Here is a 21,745-nt window from a genome sequence, read left to right as displayed (position 1 = left end):
AATGAAAAAAATTAAATTAAAAGCTTTAATGCTTGCAGGGGTTATGGCATTATCAGTTGGATTTGTGGCTTGTGGCACAGATGATATAGAGGAGAAAAAGGGAGAGTCATCAAAGGTTGAGGCTAAAGGTGATAATGAAACTTTAGTTTATGGAAGTGGAGATTATACAAGTATAAATCCAGCTATAAAAGAACATGGAGAGATAAACTCTCTTATATTTACAGGACTTACAGCTAGAGATAAGAATAATAATATAATTCCTGCACTTGCAGAAAGTTGGGAATTTGATAAAGCAAGTGATACTTATACTTTTAAACTTAGAACTGATGTTAAGTGGCATGATGGAGAACCTTTTACTTCAAAGGATGTTAAATTTACAATAGAAACTATTCAAAATCCAGATTCTATGTCAGAGATTGCATCAAATTATGAAGATATTGAATCGGTAGAAATAGTTTCGGATTCTGAAGTTAAAATAAAACTTAAAGAGCCTAATGTTGCTATTTTAGATTATTTAACTGTTGGAATAATACCAGAGCATATTTTAGCAGGGAAAGATATTACAACAAGTGAGTTTAATAAAAAGCCAATAGGGACAGGTCCTTATAAATTAGATAAATGGGATACAGGACAAAGTATAACACTTGTAAAGAATACTGAATACTATAAGGGTGAGCCAGAAATTGATAATATGATATTTAAGATAGTTACAGATGCAAAGGCAAAGGCATTACAACTTAAATCAGGAGAACTTGATTTAGCGCAAATTACACCAAAAGATATGCCAGCTTTAGAAGGAAATGAAGATTTTGAAATTCATGAATTTAAAACAGCAGATTATAGAGGTATAATGTATAACTTTAATTCTGATTTCTTTAAAGCAAATAAAGATTTACCTAATGCACTAAGTTATGGAATTGATAGAGAAGTTATAATTGATAGTGTTCTTTTAGGACAAGGATACACAGCATATTCACCTCTTCAAGCAGGACCGTATAACAATCCAGATATGGAGAAGTTTGAGTATAATCCCCAGAAAGCAAAAGAAGAGATTGAAAAATTAGGCTGGAAACTTGGAGCTAATAAAATATATGAAAAAGATGGACAAAAGTTAGCATTTGAAATAGTTTGTGGTGAGGGTGACCAAGTTAGGATAGATATGGCTAATATATGTTCACAGCAATTTAAGGAAATTGGTGTAGAAACTAAAGTAACCGTTAACGCAGAGGTAGACTGGGCAAATCAGGATACTTATCTTATAGGATGGGGAAGTCCATTTGATCCTGATGATCATACTTATAAAGTTTTTGGAACTGATAAGGGGGCGAACTATAATGGATATTCAAATGCAAAGGTTGATGAGTTATTAAAAGCAGCAAGGGCTACTGATGACAATGATGAAAGATTAAAACTTTATAAAGAATTCCAAGAAGAGATGGCTCTTGATATGCCATACACATATATAGCATATATTGATGCAATTTATGCAGCTGAGGATAAATTAAAAGGTTTATCATCAGATACAGTACTTGGACATCATGGAGTTGGGATATTCTTTAATGTAGATGAATGGACAATTTCACAAGATTAAAAAAACATTATAGATGAGAGTTAAATCTCATCTATAATTAAAATTTCAATTGGAGGTGGATTTATGACTTGTATTTTAAAAATAAATAATTTAAAGGTAGATATAGTAACAAAACGTGGAATTGTAAAAGCTGTTAGAGGGATTGATTTAGATCTTAACAAGGGTGAAGTTCTTGCAATTGTTGGTGAATCAGGATGTGGAAAGACAATGCTTTGTAGAGCTATTCAAGGTATTCTTCCGAAAAATGGATACATAGCAGAGGGAGAAATAAATCTTCCATTAAAAAGTAAGGAAGAAAAAAATATGAGTTATATATCTATGATATTTCAAAATCCAATGACAGCATTAAATCCGACTATGAAAATTGGAGATCAAATAAGAGAAGGTATATTAAATCAAAAAAGGATGAGCAAAAAAGTAGCAAAACTTGAAGCAATTAAGTTTATGGAACTTGTAGGAATAGAAAATGCGATAGAAAGATATAATTCAAGACCATATGAATTTTCAGGTGGAATGAGACAAAGAATTGTTATTGCAATAGCACTTTGTACAAATCCTAATATTTTAATTGCAGATGAACCCACAACTGCACTTGATGTTACAATACAAAAGCAAATACTTAATTTGATTTTAGATTTAAGAGATAGAATAAAATTAAGTATTATATTTGTAACACATGATTTATCTATTGTTGCAAATATAGCAGATAGAGTAGCAGTTATGTATGCAGGGAAATTTGTGGAGATTGGAACATCAAGAGAAATTTTTGAAAATCCTAAACATCCTTATACTAAAGCACTTATGAATGCACTTCCAGGTGAGGATATGAATAAAGACCTTGAAAGTTTAGAGGGTGCACCACCAAGTCTTATTGATATTCCCGTAGGAGATTGTTTTGCAAGAAGAAATAAAAATGCACTTGTAATAGATTTCAATCAAGAACCTCCAATGTTTGAGATTAGCAAAACACATAAGGCGGCAACTTGGACACTTCATCCATTGTTTAAAGAACTAAATAACATCCATTTAGAGGAGACTTTAAATAATGCTTGATAATAAGGTTCTTGAGGTAAAAAATCTAAAAAAACATTTTTCTCTTAGTAGAAAAAGTATAGTTAAAGCTGTGGACGATATTAGTTTTGAACTTTATAATGGTGAAGTTTTGGGAATTGTTGGAGAGTCGGGTTCAGGAAAGTCAACTCTTGGGAGGAGTATAATAAAGATACATGAATCAACAGGGGGGTCTATAAAATTTCAAGGGATAGAGTTAAATAATAAGAGAGAATATAAGCAAAATAAAGATAAGATAACAACTGATATGCAAATAATATTTCAAGATTCAACATCTAGTTTAAATCAAAAAAAGAATATTTTAAGTATTATATCAGAGCCACTTAGAATTAAGGGTATTTGTAAAAGTAAAAAAGAATTATTAGAAAGAGTTAAAAAGACTGCTCAAAGTGTTGGACTAACACAAGAAGATTTATTTAAATATCCATCAGAACTTTCAGGGGGGCAAAGACAAAGAGTTTCGATAGCTAGAGCGTTAATTTTAAAACCAAAGCTTATAATAGCAGATGAACCTATTGCATCATTAGATGTATCTATGCAAGCGCAAATTGTTAATTTATTTAAGCACTTAAAAAATAATCATGATTTAGCATGCATATTTATAGCACATGATTTATCTATGGTACGCTATATAAGCGATAGAATAGCTGTAATGTATAAAGGTAAAATAGTTGAAATTGCAAAAGCTGATGAGTTATATAAAAATCCACTTCATCCATATACAAAGCTTTTAATTAGTTCAAAACTTGTTGCAAATCCAAGGTATAGGAATCTTAATATAGTAAGTTCTTATGAAGAGGATGATAAAGTTTTTAATTTTGATAAATCAGAGCTAATTGAAGTTGAAAAAGACCATTTAGTTTATATGGTTAATTGAATATAAAATACTCTAGAAAAATTTCTAGAGTATTTTTTCATTATAAGGATATATATAAGATTTTAGGAAACAATACCCTTATAAATATAAATTAGAAGAGAACTAAGTGGGTGTAAAACAAATGAAAAAATTAACTATGTTAATTCCAGCACATAATGAAGAGGATAAGATAGAAGAAACGTTAGAAAGTATATTTAAACAAACTAGACCAGCTGATAAAATTGTTATAATATGTGATAACTGTACAGATAAAACAGAAGAAGTTTTAGAAAAATATAAAAATGAAACATTTGAGGTTATTAAGACTGTTGAGAATAAAGGTAAAAAAGCAGGAGCGTTAAACCAATATTTTAGAAATAATGAAATTGAAGGGTATGTATTAGTAATGGATGCAGATACACTTTTAGATGAAAATTGCATATTTGAAGGTTTGAAAAAAATAGAGTCAGATGAAGCATATGGTGCTGTTTGTTCAAGAGCAGGAATTTTAAAATATAATAAAAGTGAAAAAATAAATTTATTAGAAGACTTTGTTTGGCATTTACAACATATTGAGTATGGGCAGTTTGATGCACATAGAGTTGAGACTGATGGAAGAATAAAGGTAGTACATGGAATGGCGGCAATATTTAAAGTTGAGGTATTAAAATATGTGATTGAGTATAGAAAAGAGCGATTTGGAGTTGAAACAGGGGTATATTTAGAAAATAATTTAGTTGAAGATTATGAATTAACTTTATGCGTTAAGCATAAGTGGAAAGTTTCAGTAGCCATAGAGATGCTAGCATGGACTAAAGTTCCTTTAGGGGTAAAAGAATTATATGTACAAAGATTAAGATGGTTAAGAGGTGGTGTTGATACAGTTAGATTTCATGGATTTGATAAGGTTACAGCACAAGATTTTTTAAATGACATATTATTTGTTTTTGTTATGTTACAAAGGTTAATAGTATTTATAGCTATGATAGTTTTTATATATTTATTTAGAAGCTATCAAGTAAGTAAATTAGTTATATTAGTAACTTTTTATACGTATGTTGATTCTTTTTATAGGCTTAAATATACGCAGAAAAGAGGAGCTAAAGATTATATTGTAAAACTACTTTTTATACCAGAAGTCTTATATGGATTGTTTCAAGTTGCAGTTATGATACAAAGTTTTATTTATAGTTTCTTTAATGTAGAGCAAGAGTGGTGATGTGATGATAAGTTTTTTTAAAGTTTCAAACTATATAGGATTGTTGCTAGCTACAACTTTATTTGTTATTACTTTAGTTAGATTTAATACCTTACTTTTAAAAAGTAGAAAATATTTGATGTGGTTTTTGCAAATATTTATAATAATATGGATTGTAAAGGAATTACATTTTAATATATATTCCATAATAATTGGAGAGTTTTGATTGAGATTTGATTATAAGAATTAAAGAAAAATATTATGAGAAAAAAAAGAGTTTTAAAGAAAGAAAAAGAAATTTGTGGAATGGAAAGAAGAAAAATAACATATTCTAAAAAGAAAATAAAATCATAATATTCGTGTTTTTAAAACATGCGATTATGAAATCAATAAATAAATAGATATAAAAAAGTAAAATCAATATATATAAAAGAAGTAAATAAAATATATAATAAAAATTTATAGTGCTATTGAAACTAGGTATAAATATATATAGAATGAACTGTAAGTTTGTTTAATAGAGATAAATGAATTTTCAAATCTTAGTTAACAGAGCGAGGAAAAAATGAAATTTTATAAAGCATTTACACCTTTTCAAAAAATATTTTTTGTAGTATTTATGATATCAAGTATACTAACTTTTTTTGTGCCAGCATTTTTAAATGATTGGGACTTTAAAACTGTTTTAACGGTTACTGGATTCATAGGACTTATAGCTACAGTATCAGGAGTTATAACATCAATATATCAAGCGAAAGCTAGTTTAACAGTTTACTTTTGGTGGATATTAAATACTCTTGCAATGACACTTGTTTCATTTATAGGTGGACTATATGGGGAAGGATTGAAAAATTTATTTATACTAATCCCTTTAGAGATATATGGTTTCTATATGTGGAAGAGGAGTGCAGAGCAAAGTGAAGATGGAATTGTTGAAGCTAGACAGTTTACACCAATGCAATGGGTGAAAACAATAATCATAATGTTAGTTGCGTGGGTATTATATGGAATGTTCTTGAAAAATATACCAAGCATAATGATGAATATATTTAATGTTCATATAGCAGCAGATCCATCATATATAATGGATTCATTATCATCAGTTATTACTACATATGCATTATATCTTACATCAAGAAGATATGTAGAGCAGTGGTATTTCTGGATTCTATCAAATATAGGATTTATTGTATTTGTAGAAACGATGGTTAAACAAGGATTCTCAATAAATAATTTATCAGGTGCAATGACTTGGCTTCAGTATGGAGTAAGTTCATTCTATGGATTCTATTTATGGAGAAGAATGTATAAGGAAAAACATAAAGGTAAGGACATTGAAGGAAATGTGCTTAGTGCCTAGTTGAAATATAAGGGAATACAAAAGAGATGACTTTTCAAAAAAAGTCATCTCTTTTGTTATGGGTAGATATTTGTAATATAATAAATTTAAGAAAAAATATAATTTGTGAGGAAAAGAAAATGAGAATAAATAAGTTACTAAGCAATTATGGATATTGTTCAAGAAAGGACACTAGAAAGTTTATTGAAGATGGAAGAATTATTGTAAATGGAGAAAAAGCAATACAGGGTCAATGGGTTGAAGTAGAAGAAGATAAAATTTTACTTGATGGAGATATATTAAAAGAGAAAGATAGAGTTTATATAGCACTTAATAAACCAAAGGGAATAATATGTACAGCAGATGAGAGTAAAGATGAAAACATAATAAAATATGTGAATTATGGAGAATACATATTTCCAATAGGAAGGTTAGATAAAGACTCACAAGGCTTAATTATATTAACTAATGATGGTGAACTTGCGAATGATATTTTAGAGGCAGAAAATGGTCATGAAAAAGAATATGTAGTGACTGTTGATAAAGAAGTAACAGAAGAATTTTTGAGTAGTATGAGTAGTGGGGTAAAAATAGGGGATAAAATAACAAAAGAATGTAAGCTCCAAAAAGTAGATGAATTTATATTTAAAATAATTTTAACACAGGGACTAAATAGACAAATAAGAAAAATGTGTTTAGCATTTGGATATAAAGTTCAGGTACTTGAGAGAATAAGAATACTTAATATAAATTTAGATGATATAGAATATGGGAAATGGAGAGATATATCAAAAGAAGAGCTTGATATATTAAGAAAAATAATAGAATAAAAGTATACCAATTTAGAGTGTTGTAAACTTTTAAATTGGTATTTTTTTATGAGAACAAAAAGGTTGCTTTTATATGAACAAGATATGAATATTGGGTTATTTAGATAGAGTTAACAATTGGAATAAAAGCTTAAAAATTTGAAATGTAACAAAAGAAAATAGAAATCATATAGATATTTTATAAGATATTATAAAAATAATAAAAATATCATTTAATAAGTATATATATATCAAAAAAAGAGCTATTTTGAGCAAAAGTAATAAAATATGTTTTAAATTTTATTACTTAGAAAATGAGACTATGACTAAAAAAAGAGTCGTTTTAATTATTTTAATATGCTGACAATATAAAAAGTGGCAAAGGAATAGAGTGCAAATCTAAATGATAAAAAAATGGCTAGTTATTAACAAAAAATTAAAAAAATCAATATAAATTTATCAGTTATCTTATTTAAATTTGAGTATATATATATTATAATAATATTCGCGATATAAGAAGTCGTTGTTAATAAAATATTAACAATAGTAATAGGAGGTTAGGTACATGGAAAAGTACAAAATAATCGAATTAGAAAATAAATATTGGGGCGAAATGGCCGCCATATATGAGAACTCAATAAAGACGGGAATCACTACTTTTCAAAGGATGGTGCCTAGCTATGATGAATGGATAGATTCTCATCTAGAGGGATTTAATATAATTTTATTAGAAGATAATGAAGTACTTGGTTTTGCAGCACTTACAGCAATAAATGGTAAAATACAATATAGTGGAGTTGCAGAGCTTAGTATTTATGTTAAAGCAGGACAAAGAGGAAAAGGAATAGGAACAAAGCTTTTAGATAAATTAGTAGAGTTATCAGAAGAAGCTGATATTTGGACACTTCAAGCTACTGTACTTGAAGATAATATTGGAAGTAAAAAATTACATGAAAAGTGTGGATTTAGAGAAGTTGGATATAGAGAGAAAATTGCTAGAACAATTTTTGGGGTATGGAAAGATACATTTTTAATGGAAAGAAGAAGTAATATAGGACTTGCTGAAGTTATTGATTTTAATGTAATAAAAGAAACAGAAATGCATAATTATATTATGGAAGAGAATATAGTATTAGAAGCATAATATAATTAGGATATAAAAAATAGGCTATATCAAAAGTTAAGTTACTTATAATATATAGTATTTAAAAAAAACTATATATTGTAGATAGCGGGCTATTGTGATATAGCTCTTTTTATTTTATAAAGGAATAAGTTATTTGGTTCAAAATGTAAATTATATTGTTATATATAACAATTTAGTTCCAATTTAATTTCGATATTATTGCAATATAGTTGAAATATGATAAACAATAATTTATAATTTTAGAGGATATAAAATGAATGAAGAGATATTTAAGAGGATATAGGTGACTTACAATGAATAACAAAAAAATATTAACTACATTTGCTATCGCTAGTATAATAATAGCATCAGGTCATATGCAAGCGAAGGCGGCGAGTTTTCAAAAAGCGGTAGTTACAAATTTAGGAAGCTATTCTTATTTGCATTTAAGAAGTAGTGCAACAACTAATAGTTCTATAATTGATAATATACCAGTAGGGGCAAAGCTTAATATTATAGCAGAGAATGATGGATGGGCTAAGGTAGAATATGATGGAACAATTGGATTTGTAAGTACATATTACTTAAATGATTTAAATACAATCTCATCAAGTGTAAATTCTAAAGGGTCAAGAACTATATATACGAGTTATAATACAAGTATGAGTAATTATGCTGATATGCAAAATGATGTTTGGGGTGAAACTAAAGCTTCAACATATAAAAAATATATCAATCCTCAAAATGCTAGTAGCAGATATGAGTTTTTAAGAATTGATAGATATAGAGATATAAGTGTTAGTAAATTAAATAATGTTTTATCTAACAAAGGTGTTTTAAAAGGACAGGCACAGGTTATGAATGATGCAGCTAGAAGATATAACATAGACCCTGTATATCTTACAGCACAAACGGTTTTAGAGACAGGATATGGAGAAAGCACGCTTGCAGAGGGTGTAACCATAAGTTCTATAGCGGATGTAAACCATCCTATATATAGTAATGGAAATTTAGTTGGATATAGAATGATAAAACTCTCACAGCCGGTTACTGTTTTTAATTTATTTGGAATTGGAGCAAGAAATAATTTGCCGGGATTTAATAACAGGGCATTAATACTTGGGACTACTTATGCATATAAACATGGGTGGACAAGTGTTCCAAAAGCAATATACGGGGCAGCTAAATTTTTATCAAATACATATGTAAATAATGCAACTTATAATCAAAATACACCATATAAGTTAAGATATACATCTAACTTAAATAATGTATGGCATGAGTATGCAACAAAACCCTATTATGCTGATAGCATAGGAAGTTTAATAAGTCAGTATAGTTCTGTTTATGAAAATTCAGATTCATTTTTATTTGATAAGCCAGTATTTTCAGAGTAAATATTTAGAATAAAGAAGGTTATTTTAATTAATTTTAAGATAGTCTTCTTTTTCTTTTAATTTTTATGAAGTATAAGAAGTTTATTAAGATAATAGTAGTAATATTTTAATAATTGACATAATTTTTTTTAAGGTAATTTGTGGTATAATAATATAAATTATATGACAATTAGAAAAAGGTGGAAAAAATGAGATATTTAAATAAGTTAAAAGAGGGCTTTTATGAAAAGTTACCTTTAAAATTTAATAAATTTAGTGACAAGAATATTTTAAAATATGCGGTAGGAGCCAATTTATATATGAATGGCCTTATGGATGTATATGAAAAAATTAAAAATGATTTAAAGGGTAAAGTATCGGCTATAACTATTTGTTTTGAGGATTCTATAAAAGAAAGTGACCTTGATAGGGCTGAACAAAATATTTTTAGACAATTAAATAAAATTTCAAATGAAATTGATAATGGAGGTATTTCGGTAGAAGACATGCCTCTTATTTTTATAAGAGTAAGAAATTACAAGCAATTTGTAAGCTTTGTTGAAAGGTTAGAGATTAATGAAGCTAGATGTTTATCAGGCTTTGTTTTTCCAAAGTTTAATGTAGATAATGCAGAAGATTATTTAAGCTATACAGAAGAGATATCAGGAGTTTTTGATTCAAGGTTTTATGTTATGCCGATATTAGAAAGTGAAGAAATAATCTATAAAGAAAGTAGATTAAAGACGCTTATAGAATTGAAAAAGATAATTAAAAAATATGATGAGATGGTTTTAAATATAAGAGTAGGAGGAACTGATTTTTCATCAAAGTTTGGTCTAAGAAGAAGTGTAGATGCTAATATATATGATATAAAAGTGGTTGGAGACTGTCTTATTGACATAATAAATATATTTGCAAGAGAGGGCAGTAATTATATAATATCAGCGCCGGTTTGGGAGTATTTTTCAGATGATATAAATTCATTAGAGGTAAAAGGACTTTTACAAGAATTAAAGTTTGATATAGGTAATGGATTCTTTGGGAAAACTGTTATTCATCCACAACAAGTAAAGTATGTAAATGCTAATTTTGTTGTTAAATATGAGGACTATATGGATGCTATAAGTATAGCGGGTCTTAAGGAAATAGGAGGAGTATTTAAAGGGTTTTCAAACAATAAAATGAATGAAGCTTCTCCACATTTAAATTGGGCTAGAAAAATAATTGAGAGAGCTGATGTCTTTGGTGTTTTAAAAGAAGGCTTAGATGGACAAGTTCTTTATTAAAGGGGATAAATGAATGGATATACAAATAAAAGAAAATAAGTATGATATAGATTTAAAAGATTTAATTGTAATGGCAAGTAGAGCGAATAATGAAAAAAGAAATTTTCTTTTTGTTAGTAAGATATTAGGTAAGCATATAGAGGTAAGTCCAGATATATGTAGAATTATTGGGTATATGCTAGCAACGCTTACATGCGAAAAAAATGCGTATACACAAGAGATTATTGAAGCTTTTAAAAAGCAAAATGATTCTTATAAAGAGTATTTTAAAACAGAATACATATGTAAGGATAGAATTGCAGTTTTAGGATTTGCAGAAACAGCAACAGGTCTTGGTATGGCAGTTGCATCAGCAATTAAAGATTCAGTTTATTTGACTACAACTAGAGAGAATATAGAGGATATGAAGTCTATATTAAAGTTTGAGGAAGAACATTCACATGCTACAACGCATAAGTGCTATTTAGAAGAATTAAGCATTTTGAAATCAAAAGATAGAATAATACTTGTTGATGATGAAATTACAACAGGAAAATCAATGCTTAATATTATTGAAGAATTAAAAGTGGTTACAGGGATAAATAAATACACAATTCTTAGTGTTCTTGATTGGAGAAATGAAGAATATCTAGAGATGTACAAGCAATTTAAATTAGAAAAAAATGTAGATATAGATGTTCTATCATTAATATCAGGAAGTATAAAAAATTCTGATAATATTGTCTATTATGATAAAGATGAAAGCACAATTAATGAAAGGATAGAAGTTATAGATATAAGTGGTGATTTTAATAAGAAATCCCATGACACGTTAGAGGGTAAAAAGGAAAATTATTTAAAAGATACAGGAAGATTTGGGGTTGCATATGAGGATATAGTTTCGATTGAGGAGAATAGTAGAAAAGCTGCAAAGAAGATAAAAAAGATAATAGGTGAATATAAAAAAGTGCTGATTTTAGGACATGGGGAAAATATATATATACCATCAAGAATAGCGTCTTATATGGGTGGGAATGTAAAGTTTAAAACAACAACTAGAAGCCCTATATATTGCAAAGATGAAGAGGGATATCCTATTTTAGAGAAACACAGTTTTGATGATAGAGGGGTAAAATATTATTTTTATAATAAATCTAGTATTGAAAAAGAATATGATAAAGTAGTTTTAATTATAGAGACAGATTTAGATATAAAGCTAACTAATAATATAGCTATTTTTAGAATATAGTGGGGGCATAAAATGAATATAAAAGGCAGTTATAAAGAGGATTGTATATTTCTTTTAAAAGACCTTACAGGTGAATTTAAAGAAATAAGTATAGAGGAAAAAGAAAAGCTTATTGCAAGGGGAATAAGTTATTCTAATTTCATTTCAAAGGAAGAGATACCAACAGAAGAAGTAGAAGACCTTTTTTTTGATATGGTAGAGAAGTATTCAGAAAAAATAGCAGAGTATGTATCTGTATTAGCAGAAAAGATATATAAAGATAAAGATAGTGGATTAGTAATTGTATCACTTGCAAGGGCAGGTACACCTTATGGGATATTAATAAAGAAGTATTTAAAATTTAAGTATAATATTGAGATTCCACACTATAGCATTTCAATTATAAGAGGAAAAGGAATAGATTTTAATGCTATTAAGTATATTTTAGAACATAATGAAAATACTAATATTCAGTTTGTTGATGGATGGACAGGAAAAGGTTCTATAATCAATGAGCTTAAAACATCTATTGATAGATTTAATGATGAAAATAATAAAAATATTGATAGTTCTTTAGCGGTTATAGCAGACCCAGCAAGACGTTGCAATATATACGGGACAAGAGATGATATAGCAGTTCCTAATTCTATTTTAAACTCAACTGCAAGTGGTTTAATAAGTAGAACTATTTTAAATGATGAGTTTATTAATGCAGGTGATTTTCATGGTGCTATAAATATAGAATATTTAAAAGAATATGATTATTCACAGTATTATGTAGAGCAAATAGCTAAGCATTTTAAAAAGGATAATTCAGTAGGTGATACAAAATCTATTGATATAAATTATGCTAAAGATATAACTCAAAGAATTCAGAAATTATATAATGTTGAAGACATCAATAAAATTAAACTTAGCATAGGTGAAGCTAGTAGAGTTCTTTTAAGAAGAAAGGCTAGAATTATACTTTTAAATGATATAAATGATATTGAAGTACAACAACTAGTTTTACTTGCAAAAGCTAAAAATGTTCCAATAGAAGAATATAGGGAGTGTGAATATAGAGCTATTGCAATAATAGATGAGATGGAGGTTGAGTAATGAAAAAAATTCATTTCATAACAGATCTTGATAGAACAATTATTCATGCTAAAAATAAAGGATATAGATGTGTTGAGCATATGGGAGAAAAAGAAGTAACATATATGACTGAAAAGAGTTATACTGACTTCCTTGAAATTTTAAATAATGATAATTTAGAGTTTATACCATGTACAATGAGAAATTTAAAGCAAACACTTAGAGTGGACTTTATAAAGGAATATAACCCGAGAGTTATAATTTGCACAAATGGAGCGCAGATATATATATCAGGAGAACTTGATTTAGAATGGGACAATTATATTAAAAGTACTGTAAATAAAAGTGTAGTAGTAGACGATATTAATTATATTAAGACATTAAATTTAAAGTATGATGATATAAGAAATATAGAAGGATTTTATATAACTATAAAATGTGCAACAAAAGAGGAAGCACAAGTTGTTTTTAGTGTTTTAAAAAACAAATTCAAGACAAATATAAAAGTAATGCATATAGGAGTTAAAATTTTTATAATAGATGAGAGAATCAATAAAATTTATGCTGTTGATTATATAATTAAAAAATATGACATTGATAATCTTTTTACAGCGGGTGACAGTGAAGTTGATTTAGAGTTTACAACTAGAGGAAAAGCAATAATTCCAAAACATGCCTGCTTTAGACATGTAGATGCATTTGTGACAGAAAAAGAAGGAATACATTCTACTGAAGATTTAATAGATTATCTGAAAAAAGAATTTAATAAATAACTTTCTAAAATTTATACTATAAAAGTGTTATAATTAAAACATTAATAAATTTTTTTTGTAGGAGGAGAGGCAACAGTTGGAACTGATGAGTTTAACGCACTCTATGTTTAGAAAAAATTATGAAAGAACTGGCGATTTTGCTGAGTTTAAACCATATTTTTATAGATATATAGGTGTGAAAGAAGAGAATAATTACAATAATGTTCTAAAAACACTTAATTCTAAGTGTAAAGAAAATGAAAATGTTTGCTTAGTTTTTGATAATAATTTACCTCTTCAAGGAGAAATGGAGCTTATACAGTATATATTCAATGAGCTTAATAACATGAATATCTATAATTTAGCGAATGAAGATATAAGTATATTAGAAGATTCTAACCAAAATCAAAAGTTTTTAATTGCGTTAGAAAATGTGGTTAATTTAGCTCTTAAAAATGAAAGCTTCTTTAATGATAGTGCAAGAAATAATTTTATAACAAAGCTTATAGTATGGGCTTATAGTTATCTTAAAAAAATTGATTACGACAATGATATAAATCCTAAGTGTATTTATTATGGAACTATAGAAAAGCATTCAATTTATTTTCTTATAATGCTATATAAAATGGGTTTTGATGTTGTTTATATAAATCCTTTAAAAGAGGAATATTTCTCTGATATTGATATAGAAAATTTAAGTGTATGTGAAAAGTACATGGGGATTTTAAATGTAGAAAATTTAGAGGAAAGATCTAAAAAAGGAACGTTAATAGATAATGTTGAAAGTATAACAAAGCAAATTCAAAGAGAAGTTCAAGAACAACTTTTTGATGGGACAGGAATGTTTATGCCATGGCAGTATAGAGATGGTAATACTAAAAGCATTTTAATTGATGGAATACCAGAGGATATATTAAGTTATTGGAACGAGGGTGCAAGACTTAGACCTGGATTTAAAGTAAAAGGAAAAATAGTAACAGTACCATGCTTGTTTAAGAAATTAGATGGAGTTTATAAAAATAAGGAAGAGTATCAAAAAATGGTTAATTGCTGTGCAAAATCAGAAAATACATTATTTTTTAATAGTGGATTTATATCAGAGGAAGCCGGTGTTAGTCAAGATATGTATAGTCTTATGTTCTGTCAACTTAGTGATGGTAGTTTTGATATAAATGAAATTAAAAAATCAAAAGATTATAAATTTGGGAAATATAGTGAAGAGGTTCAAAACTTCTTATTAAACAAATTTAATGAAGCAATTACAGATAAAAGTGTATATACAAAAGAATTAGATAAAGAAACTAGATTAAAGCTATTAGTTTTAATACTTACAATGAATGAACAAATCGTAAGACTCATTGATAATTTTGATTTTACATCTAATATACCTAAGATAACGATTTTCTTGAATAATGAGGATAGAATTAGTGATAATATATTAATGTTGCTTGGGTATCTTCATACCGTCGGGGTAGATATAGTTATTTTCAATCCATCAGGATTACTTAATATAACTAATGTGCTAAATAATAATATAGTGAATATAAGTAGACTTGAGGAAATGAGCTATAACACAAATTATAGGAATATTGGAACTGTAAAACAAGGGTTTTTATCAAGAATACTTAATAAATAGATGTTTGGAGGAAAATTTATGAATAATTTTGAAAATGAAGATGTAATAAACATGGATAAGGGAATGGATGTTGAGTATCAAAATGCACCAAGCCCAGAAGAAATGCAGAATATGAATAATATAAATTATCAGATGGGTACAAATCAAGGTCATATGAATAATCAAAATATGAATGGTCAAGGTCAATATGGGATGAATAATAGAATGCCACAATATGATCAATATGGAAATCCAATTAATAATCAGAATATGAATAATCAATTCAATGGTCAAAACCATGGAACAAATAATCAATTCCAAGGTCAAAATCAAGGGATGAATCAATATGGTAATAACATGAATCAAAATCAAGGAATGAATAATTACCAAAATTCTAATATGGGTGAAACGAATCAACAACAAGGAATGAACCAACAAATGGGTGGTTATGGACAGCAGCAACCACAATATCAAAATAATCAAATGGGAATGAATCAAGGATATGCACAGGCAAATCACGGTGGCATGAACATGGGGCAACAGCAAGGTGGAGCTATGACTACTCAAACTGATAATATGGGGGTTCAAGATTTTTCTGCTGATATAAGTGAATATAAACAAAGACTTAGAGGTATGAGAGAAGTTCAGGCTCTAACAAGTGAAGTGGATATTCAAAATACAAACTCAATAATAAATTTTGGTCAAAAGGCTAGTGATAATATTTCAAAAGTATCAGATGAACTTTTAAATTCAATGAAGGCAGTTAAGTCAGAAGAGGCAAGTGAAATGCTTGTTAACCTTACAAAGATAATGGATAAATTTGATGTTAAAGACCTTGAAAATGTAAAGCCAGATTCAGGACTTGCAAAACTATTTAAAAAAATGGGCAATAAAGTAGCAGACTTATTCCAAAAATACGATAGTATGGGAATGGAAGTTCAAAAGGTATATGTTACTTTAAAGAAATATGAAAGTGATATAAGAGATTCTAATGCTCATCTTAAAAGATTATATGATGGTAACCTTGAGTTTTATAGAATCTTAGAAAAATATATAGTTGCAGGTGAAATGGCTATAGAAGAAATAGATACATACCTTGCACAAATTCCAATGGATACTTCAATGAATGAAGAAGAAAAGCATATGATGCTTCAAAAACTTGAAATAAGTAAAGATATGCTATCACAAAGAGTTTATGACCTTCAAATAGCAGAAAATGTTGCTATACAGGCAGCTCCTATGATACAGACAATACAAATGTCAAACTTTAATCTTATGAGAAAAATAAATTCATCATTTATAGTTACATTGCCTATATTCAAGCAATGCTTAGCACAAGCAATTATCTTAAAAAGACAAGAGATTCAAGCTAAGTCAATTAAGCAACTTGATGATAAGACAAATGAGCTTATATTAAGAAATGCATCTAGTACAGCAAGACAATCAGTTGAAATAGCTAAAATGGCATCTGGTAGTTCAGTAGCAATGGAAACATTAGAGAAATCATTTGAAACAATAATGAAAGGTATAGAAGATACAAAGGCTATACAAGTTGCTAATAGACAAAAAAGAGCCGAAAATTCTCATAAACTTGAGAATATTAAAGCGAATATGAAGAGAAATATTGCAGAGTCTTAAGAAACTCTTTATATTAAGATAATAATTATGTAATAAATTGTTTATTTATGACATAATTTAATATGATATAATCAATAAAAAGTTCAGGAGGGATTTTACACATGGGGATAAATTTAGGTGGTATTATGGGTGGAAATGCATCATCAAATAATGTTAATGCATTAAATCTTAAAAAAAATGACGTATTAAATTTAACTAAAAAAAATCCAGGACTTACACAGGTAATACTTGGTGCAGGTTGGGATGTTGCGAATAATGGGTTTGATTTTGATTTAGATATAGCAGCATTTTTATTGAATTCTAATGGGAGAGCTGCAAGAGTTCCTGATGATATAATATTCTTTAATAATATGAAGGCACAAGGCATTTCGCTTCAGGGTGATAATAGAACCGGTGCTGGAGATGGAGATGATGAAAGAATAGAAATGGATTTATCAGAAATTAGACAGGACGTCGAAAAAATAGTTTTTGTGGTTACAATTCATGAAGGGCAGAATAAAAGACAAACATTTGGAATGGTAGAAAACTCATATGTTAGATTGCTTGATGCAAAGAATAATGAGCGAGAAGTTTGTAGATTCAATTTAAAAGAAAATGGTTCAACAGCAACAGCAGTTGTATTCGCTGAAATCTCTAGAGATGGATATGAATGGCAATTTAAAGCGATTGGTGAGGGTAAAATAGCAGATTTGAATGGGATATTAGGTTTATATATGTAATTTAAAAGAGATTAGTTTAAATAAAGAGGGGTGGATGCATATGCTAAATTTACAAAAAAATGATGTTTTAGATTTAACTAAAAAAAATCCAGGGCTTAAAAATATAATACTTGGTGCTGGATGGGATGTTGCTAAAAAGGGGTTTTTTAGTTTTCAAGCAGACTATGATTTAGATCTAGTAGCAGTATTATTAAGTAAGAGTGGAAGGGTTACAGGAAAACAATCATTGGTGTACTATGGAAATCAAAGGGAGGCTGGAATATATCTTCATGGAGATAATAGAACAGGGGCTGGAGATGGTGATGATGAGAAAATTTCAGTAGCATTAGATAAAATTCCAACTGATACTGAAAGAGTAGTTTTTGCAGTTACTATATATCAAGCTAAAACTAGAAATCAAAATTTTGGAAAAGTTAGAAATGCATATGTGAGACTTGTTGATGAGGATAAAAGAGGTGCTGAAATTTGTAGATACAATCTAACAGATGATGGTGGCACAAATACTGCAATAGTATTTGCAGAACTTGTGAGAGAAGGTTCTGAATGGCAATTTAAGGCTGTAGGAAAACTTTTAGATGCAAGTGTTTCAAGTTTATATGAGAGTTATAAATAATAAGAAAGAGGTGTTTTAAAATGGGAATAAACTTAGGCGGCAATTTTGGTGGAACATCAAATGATAATATGCAGACTCCAGCACAAGGTGGATTAGCATTAAATCTTAAAAAAAATGATATATTAGATTTAACTAAGAGAAATCCTGGCCTAAAAAAAGTAATTCTTGGTGCAGGATGGGATATAGCAGTTGGAGGTTCTGAGTTTGATTTAGATATAGCAGCATTTTTACTTGATGCAAATAATAAATTTAACACAATTTCTAATGTAATATTCTTTAACAATAAACAAGGGCAAGGAATTAAACTTGGAGATGATAACAGAACAGGTGCTGGAGATGGTGATGATGAGAGAATGAATCTTGATTTAAATACTATTGATGCTTCAATTCAAAAAGTTATTTTTGTTGTTACTATTCATGGAGCCAAAGAAAAAAGACAAACATTTGGAATGATAAACAATTCATATGTTAGACTTTTAGATGAAGCTCAAAATGAAAAAGAAATTTGTAGATTTAATTTAAAAGAAGATGGTTCAACAGCGACTTCAGTTATATTTGCAGAATTGTATAGACAAGGAATAGAGTGGCAGTTTAAAGCTCTTGGAGAAGGTAAACTAGGCGACTTAAACGAAGTATTAGCATTATATCAGTAGATTATTCAAGTGCATGCAATTTAATTGCAAGTACTTTGAGAATATATAAATTAATAAAAGTTAGGGGTAAAATATGTTAAATGGATTAAATAAAGATCAGATTGAAAAGAGTCGACAGAAGTATGGAGATAATATAATTCATGAGGCGCCACCGGAAACATTCTTTGCAAAGTTCAAAGAGGCATTTGGAGACCCAATGATAAAGCTACTTGTAGCAATTGCTGTAATATTATTTATTATGTCTTGGTTTGGATATGCAGAACTTGGAGAAATAGTAGGAATTGGTATAGCAGTTCTTCTTGTTACATTCATATCTGCAAAAACAGAAGTTTCATCAGATAATGAGTATAGAAAATTAAAAGAAAATGCAGTAAAAGATAGATGTAAAGTATATAGAGATGGTAAAGCAGTAGAAATTTGCATTGATGAAGTAGTTGCAGGTGATTATATTATTCTTCAATCAGGAGATAAGATACCAGCAGATGGACTTTTAATTGATGGAGCTATAAGTGTCGATAATGCAGCGCTTAATGGTGAAACAGAAGAATGTAAAAAGAAAGCTACTGATTTATATACAGAGGCTGATTTAGAAAAAAAGGTAACATTAACAGGCGATTTATTTGTTGATAAGCATTCTTTATTTAGAGGTGCAGTTGTAGTTGGTGGGTCAGGAATAATGGCTGTAACTAAAGTTGGTATGAAGACTGTTATGGGTTCAATGGCTGAAGATATGGCTGATGAAAATGTAGATAGTCCACTTAAAATTAAACTTACAGACCTTGCAGATAAAATTTCTAAATTTGGATATATTGGTGCAACTATTATAGGGGTATCATTTATGGTTCATAAAGTAATTGCTATAGGCGGAGTTAATGCATATTTAGCAATTGGTTATATGGAAATTATAAGAGATGTCTTAGATGCACTTATGCTTGCAGTTGTAATAGTTGTTATGGCAGTTCCAGAGGGTCTTCCTCTTATGATTGCAATAGTTCTTATGAAGAATACTGCAAAAATGTTAAAAAGAAATGTATTGGTTAGAAAGCCTATAGGAATAGAAACTGCTGGTTCATTAAATATTTTATTTAGTGATAAAACAGGTACTATAACAAAAGGTAAACTTGAAGTTGTAGAATTCTTTGATGGAGATATAGCAAGTTCATATGGAACAAGTACTGAGATAAAAGAAAGAATGTCACTTTGTATCGGTAAAAATACTGATGCTATGTTTGATGCTAGTGGGAAAGTTATAGGAGGAAATGCTACGGATAAAGCACTTCTTAACTTTTTAACACAATCACAAGTGCAAAAGTATGAAGATATAAAAATTGATAAAGTTCAACAGTTTAACTCTACAAATAAATATTCAGCATCAGAAATCAATGGCAAAACAGTTTATAAAGGTGCACCAGAGAGATTACTTGCAAATGCAACTAAGTATGTAAATGCAAATGGTGAGATTATTGATATTGATAAGGATAAAATAAATGAAAAAATAGATGGATTAGCAGTAAAAGCTATGAGAGTTTTAGCATTTGCTTATTCAGAGGAGAGTCTCGTTGAAAATGAACTTCCAAAAGATTTAATAATTATTGGATTTGTTGGAATTAGAGATGATGTTAGACCAGAAGCTAAACAAGCAATTGGCGATGTTCAACGTGCTGGTATTCAAGTTGTTATGATTACAGGAGATAGAAAAGAAACAGCTGTAGCAATTGCAAAAGACTGTGGACTTATAAAACTGAATACTGATATAGCACTTACATCAGAAGAACTTAATAAGATGTCAGATGATGAGATTAAGAAGATAATTCCTAATCTTAGAGTTATAGCAAGAGCACTTCCTACAGATAAATCTAGAATGGTTAGATTATCACAAGAACTTAATCTTGTTTGTGGTATGACTGGTGATGGAGTTAATGATGCACCAGCACTTAAAAGAGCAGATGTTGGGTTTGCTATGGGTTCAGGAACAGATGTAGCTAAAGAAGTTGGAGATATAGTTATACTTGATGATAACTTTAAGTCAATAGAAAGTTCTATTTTATATGGTAGAACAATTTATAACAATATACTTAAATTTATTAAATTCCAGTTAACTATAAATGTTGCGGCAGTTGCAGTTTCAGCTATAGCACCATTCTTAAATCTTGATCAACCACTAAGTATTACTCATATTTTATGGATTAACCTTATAATGGATGGTCTTGGTGCTTTAGCGCTTGGTTCAGAGCCTGCACTTCAAAAATATATGAAGGAAAGACCAAAATCAAGAACTCAAAGTATTGTATCTAAGAAGATGATGATACAAGTCTTATTTGCAGGGACATGGGTTACAATAATCAGTTTTGTATTCTTGAAACTTCCATATTTCTTAAATATGTTTGGAAGTACAACAGATAAATATGGCGCTATAACATTATCAACAGAGCATGTTACAGCATACTTCTCAATGTTTGTTTTAGCAGCTGTATTTAATGGTTTTAATGTAAGAAGTAGTAGTCTAAATATATTTGAAAATATTAAAGAAAATCCAGGCTTTATTAAAGTAATGGGAATAATAGTAATAGTACAAATAGCATTAACATTTGTTGGTGGTTCACTATTTGATTGCACACCTATAAGTTTTAAAGCTTGGGTAATATTAATAGTATTCGCACTTACAATTATTCCAGTAGATATGTTAAGAAAAGTTATATTTAAAGAAAAAGATGAATTAGAAGCATAGTATAAAAAACTCCTAGATTTTAATATCTAGGAGTCAGGACGTCGACAAACTACAATGTCGATGTCCTTTTTTTTGTTTTTCGATTAAA

18 protein-coding genes are annotated in these 21,745 nt (G+C 28.7%); all 18 read left to right on the top strand.

The window, feature by feature from the left end:
- The first annotated feature begins 1 nt into the window (after nt 1).
- Complete coding sequence (locus tag Q0V24_RS09365; protein ID WP_297520772.1) at nt 2-1,591, top strand: ABC transporter substrate-binding protein; 1,590 nt, start codon at nt 2-4, stop codon at nt 1,589-1,591.
- 63 nt (nt 1,592-1,654) lie between these two features.
- Nucleotides 1,655-2,644 carry an ABC transporter ATP-binding protein gene (locus Q0V24_RS09360; RefSeq protein WP_297520770.1) on the top strand — a complete coding sequence of 330 codons (990 nt, stop codon included), beginning with the start codon at nt 1,655-1,657 and terminating at the stop codon, nt 2,642-2,644.
- Entirely contained in the window at nt 2,637-3,539 is a 903-nt protein-coding gene (locus Q0V24_RS09355) for an ABC transporter ATP-binding protein (RefSeq protein WP_297520768.1), read from the top strand. Before Q0V24_RS09360 ends, Q0V24_RS09355 begins: the two co-directional genes overlap by 8 nt.
- A 121-nt stretch (nt 3,540-3,660) precedes the next feature.
- On the top strand, nt 3,661-4,737 hold the full coding sequence (locus tag Q0V24_RS09350; protein ID WP_297520766.1) for a glycosyltransferase family 2 protein: 1,077 nt from the start codon (nt 3,661-3,663) through the stop codon (nt 4,735-4,737).
- 544 nt (nt 4,738-5,281) lie between these two features.
- On the top strand, nt 5,282-6,076 hold the full coding sequence (pnuC, locus tag Q0V24_RS09345) for a nicotinamide riboside transporter PnuC (protein ID WP_297520764.1): 795 nt from the start codon (nt 5,282-5,284) through the stop codon (nt 6,074-6,076).
- A 119-nt stretch (nt 6,077-6,195) separates the two neighbouring features.
- Entirely contained in the window at nt 6,196-6,885 is a 690-nt protein-coding gene (locus Q0V24_RS09340; RefSeq protein WP_297520762.1) for a pseudouridine synthase, read from the top strand.
- Between the two features lie 544 nt (nt 6,886-7,429).
- Nucleotides 7,430-8,008, top strand: a complete 579-nt coding sequence (locus tag Q0V24_RS09335) for a GNAT family N-acetyltransferase (RefSeq protein WP_297520760.1) — start codon at nt 7,430-7,432, stop codon at nt 8,006-8,008.
- A 296-nt stretch (nt 8,009-8,304) separates the two neighbouring features.
- Nucleotides 8,305-9,387 (top strand): glucosaminidase domain-containing protein, encoded by a 1,083-nt coding sequence (locus Q0V24_RS09330; protein ID WP_297520758.1) that lies wholly within the window; start codon nt 8,305-8,307, stop codon nt 9,385-9,387.
- A 188-nt stretch (nt 9,388-9,575) separates the two neighbouring features.
- Entirely contained in the window at nt 9,576-10,652 is a 1,077-nt protein-coding gene (locus Q0V24_RS09325) for an HpcH/HpaI aldolase/citrate lyase family protein (RefSeq protein WP_297520756.1), read from the top strand.
- A gap of 13 nt (nt 10,653-10,665) precedes the next feature.
- Nucleotides 10,666-11,880 carry a phosphoribosyltransferase domain-containing protein gene (locus Q0V24_RS09320; RefSeq protein ID WP_297520754.1) on the top strand — a complete coding sequence of 405 codons (1,215 nt, stop codon included), beginning with the start codon at nt 10,666-10,668 and terminating at the stop codon, nt 11,878-11,880.
- A 12-nt stretch (nt 11,881-11,892) separates the two neighbouring features.
- Nucleotides 11,893-12,960: a cysteine protease StiP domain-containing protein gene (locus Q0V24_RS09315; protein WP_297520752.1), complete on the top strand. Its 1,068-nt coding sequence runs from the start codon at nt 11,893-11,895 to the stop codon at nt 12,958-12,960.
- The gene (locus tag Q0V24_RS09310) at nt 12,960-13,712 is read left to right on the top strand and encodes an HAD family hydrolase (protein WP_297520750.1); all 753 of its coding nucleotides are present in this window, start codon (nt 12,960-12,962) and stop codon (nt 13,710-13,712) included. The genes Q0V24_RS09315 and Q0V24_RS09310 overlap by 1 nt, the downstream gene beginning before the upstream one ends.
- 85 nt (nt 13,713-13,797) lie before the next feature.
- Nucleotides 13,798-15,327: a YceG family protein gene (locus Q0V24_RS09305; protein ID WP_297520854.1), complete on the top strand. Its 1,530-nt coding sequence runs from the start codon at nt 13,798-13,800 to the stop codon at nt 15,325-15,327.
- A gap of 18 nt (nt 15,328-15,345) precedes the next feature.
- Entirely contained in the window at nt 15,346-16,944 is a 1,599-nt protein-coding gene (locus Q0V24_RS09300) for a toxic anion resistance protein (protein ID WP_297520747.1), read from the top strand.
- A gap of 101 nt (nt 16,945-17,045) precedes the next feature.
- The gene (locus tag Q0V24_RS09295) at nt 17,046-17,663 is read left to right on the top strand and encodes a TerD family protein (RefSeq protein WP_297520745.1); all 618 of its coding nucleotides are present in this window, start codon (nt 17,046-17,048) and stop codon (nt 17,661-17,663) included.
- A gap of 40 nt (nt 17,664-17,703) precedes the next feature.
- Nucleotides 17,704-18,276, top strand: coding sequence for a TerD family protein (locus Q0V24_RS09290; protein ID WP_297520743.1), 573 nt, complete (start codon nt 17,704-17,706; stop codon nt 18,274-18,276).
- Nucleotides 18,277-18,296: 20 nt separating this feature from the next.
- Nucleotides 18,297-18,929, top strand: a complete 633-nt coding sequence (locus tag Q0V24_RS09285) for a TerD family protein (RefSeq protein ID WP_297520741.1) — start codon at nt 18,297-18,299, stop codon at nt 18,927-18,929.
- Between the two features lie 73 nt (nt 18,930-19,002).
- Nucleotides 19,003-21,657, top strand: coding sequence for a calcium-translocating P-type ATPase, PMCA-type (locus tag Q0V24_RS09280; protein ID WP_297520739.1), 2,655 nt, complete (start codon nt 19,003-19,005; stop codon nt 21,655-21,657).
- The last annotated feature ends 88 nt before the right edge of the window (nt 21,658-21,745 follow it).

Source organism: uncultured Clostridium sp. (assembly GCF_947039605.1).
Classification (GTDB): domain Bacteria; phylum Bacillota; class Clostridia; order Clostridiales; family Clostridiaceae; genus Sarcina.
Note: the sequence above shows the minus strand (reverse complement) of the source record. Positions and strands in the feature narration are given on the sequence as shown.

What these genes read in the sequence shown, in the direction of transcription:
- Q0V24_RS09365 (WP_297520772.1), top strand. Translation starts at nt 2, where the DNA reads ATGAAAAAAATTAAATTAAAAGCTTTAATGCTTGCAGGGGTTATGGCA.
- Q0V24_RS09360 (WP_297520770.1), top strand. Translation starts at nt 1,655, where the DNA reads ATGACTTGTATTTTAAAAATAAATAATTTAAAGGTAGATATAGTAACA.
- Q0V24_RS09355 (WP_297520768.1), top strand. Translation starts at nt 2,637, where the DNA reads ATGCTTGATAATAAGGTTCTTGAGGTAAAAAATCTAAAAAAACATTTT.
- Q0V24_RS09350 (WP_297520766.1), top strand. Translation starts at nt 3,661, where the DNA reads ATGAAAAAATTAACTATGTTAATTCCAGCACATAATGAAGAGGATAAG.
- pnuC (WP_297520764.1), top strand. Translation starts at nt 5,282, where the DNA reads ATGAAATTTTATAAAGCATTTACACCTTTTCAAAAAATATTTTTTGTA.
- Q0V24_RS09340 (WP_297520762.1), top strand. Translation starts at nt 6,196, where the DNA reads ATGAGAATAAATAAGTTACTAAGCAATTATGGATATTGTTCAAGAAAG.
- Q0V24_RS09335 (WP_297520760.1), top strand. Translation starts at nt 7,430, where the DNA reads ATGGAAAAGTACAAAATAATCGAATTAGAAAATAAATATTGGGGCGAA.
- Q0V24_RS09330 (WP_297520758.1), top strand. Translation starts at nt 8,305, where the DNA reads ATGAATAACAAAAAAATATTAACTACATTTGCTATCGCTAGTATAATA.
- Q0V24_RS09325 (WP_297520756.1), top strand. Translation starts at nt 9,576, where the DNA reads ATGAGATATTTAAATAAGTTAAAAGAGGGCTTTTATGAAAAGTTACCT.
- Q0V24_RS09320 (WP_297520754.1), top strand. Translation starts at nt 10,666, where the DNA reads ATGGATATACAAATAAAAGAAAATAAGTATGATATAGATTTAAAAGAT.
- Q0V24_RS09315 (WP_297520752.1), top strand. Translation starts at nt 11,893, where the DNA reads ATGAATATAAAAGGCAGTTATAAAGAGGATTGTATATTTCTTTTAAAA.
- Q0V24_RS09310 (WP_297520750.1), top strand. Translation starts at nt 12,960, where the DNA reads ATGAAAAAAATTCATTTCATAACAGATCTTGATAGAACAATTATTCAT.
- Q0V24_RS09305 (WP_297520854.1), top strand. Translation starts at nt 13,798, where the DNA reads ATGAGTTTAACGCACTCTATGTTTAGAAAAAATTATGAAAGAACTGGC.
- Q0V24_RS09300 (WP_297520747.1), top strand. Translation starts at nt 15,346, where the DNA reads ATGAATAATTTTGAAAATGAAGATGTAATAAACATGGATAAGGGAATG.
- Q0V24_RS09295 (WP_297520745.1), top strand. Translation starts at nt 17,046, where the DNA reads ATGGGGATAAATTTAGGTGGTATTATGGGTGGAAATGCATCATCAAAT.
- Q0V24_RS09290 (WP_297520743.1), top strand. Translation starts at nt 17,704, where the DNA reads ATGCTAAATTTACAAAAAAATGATGTTTTAGATTTAACTAAAAAAAAT.
- Q0V24_RS09285 (WP_297520741.1), top strand. Translation starts at nt 18,297, where the DNA reads ATGGGAATAAACTTAGGCGGCAATTTTGGTGGAACATCAAATGATAAT.
- Q0V24_RS09280 (WP_297520739.1), top strand. Translation starts at nt 19,003, where the DNA reads ATGTTAAATGGATTAAATAAAGATCAGATTGAAAAGAGTCGACAGAAG.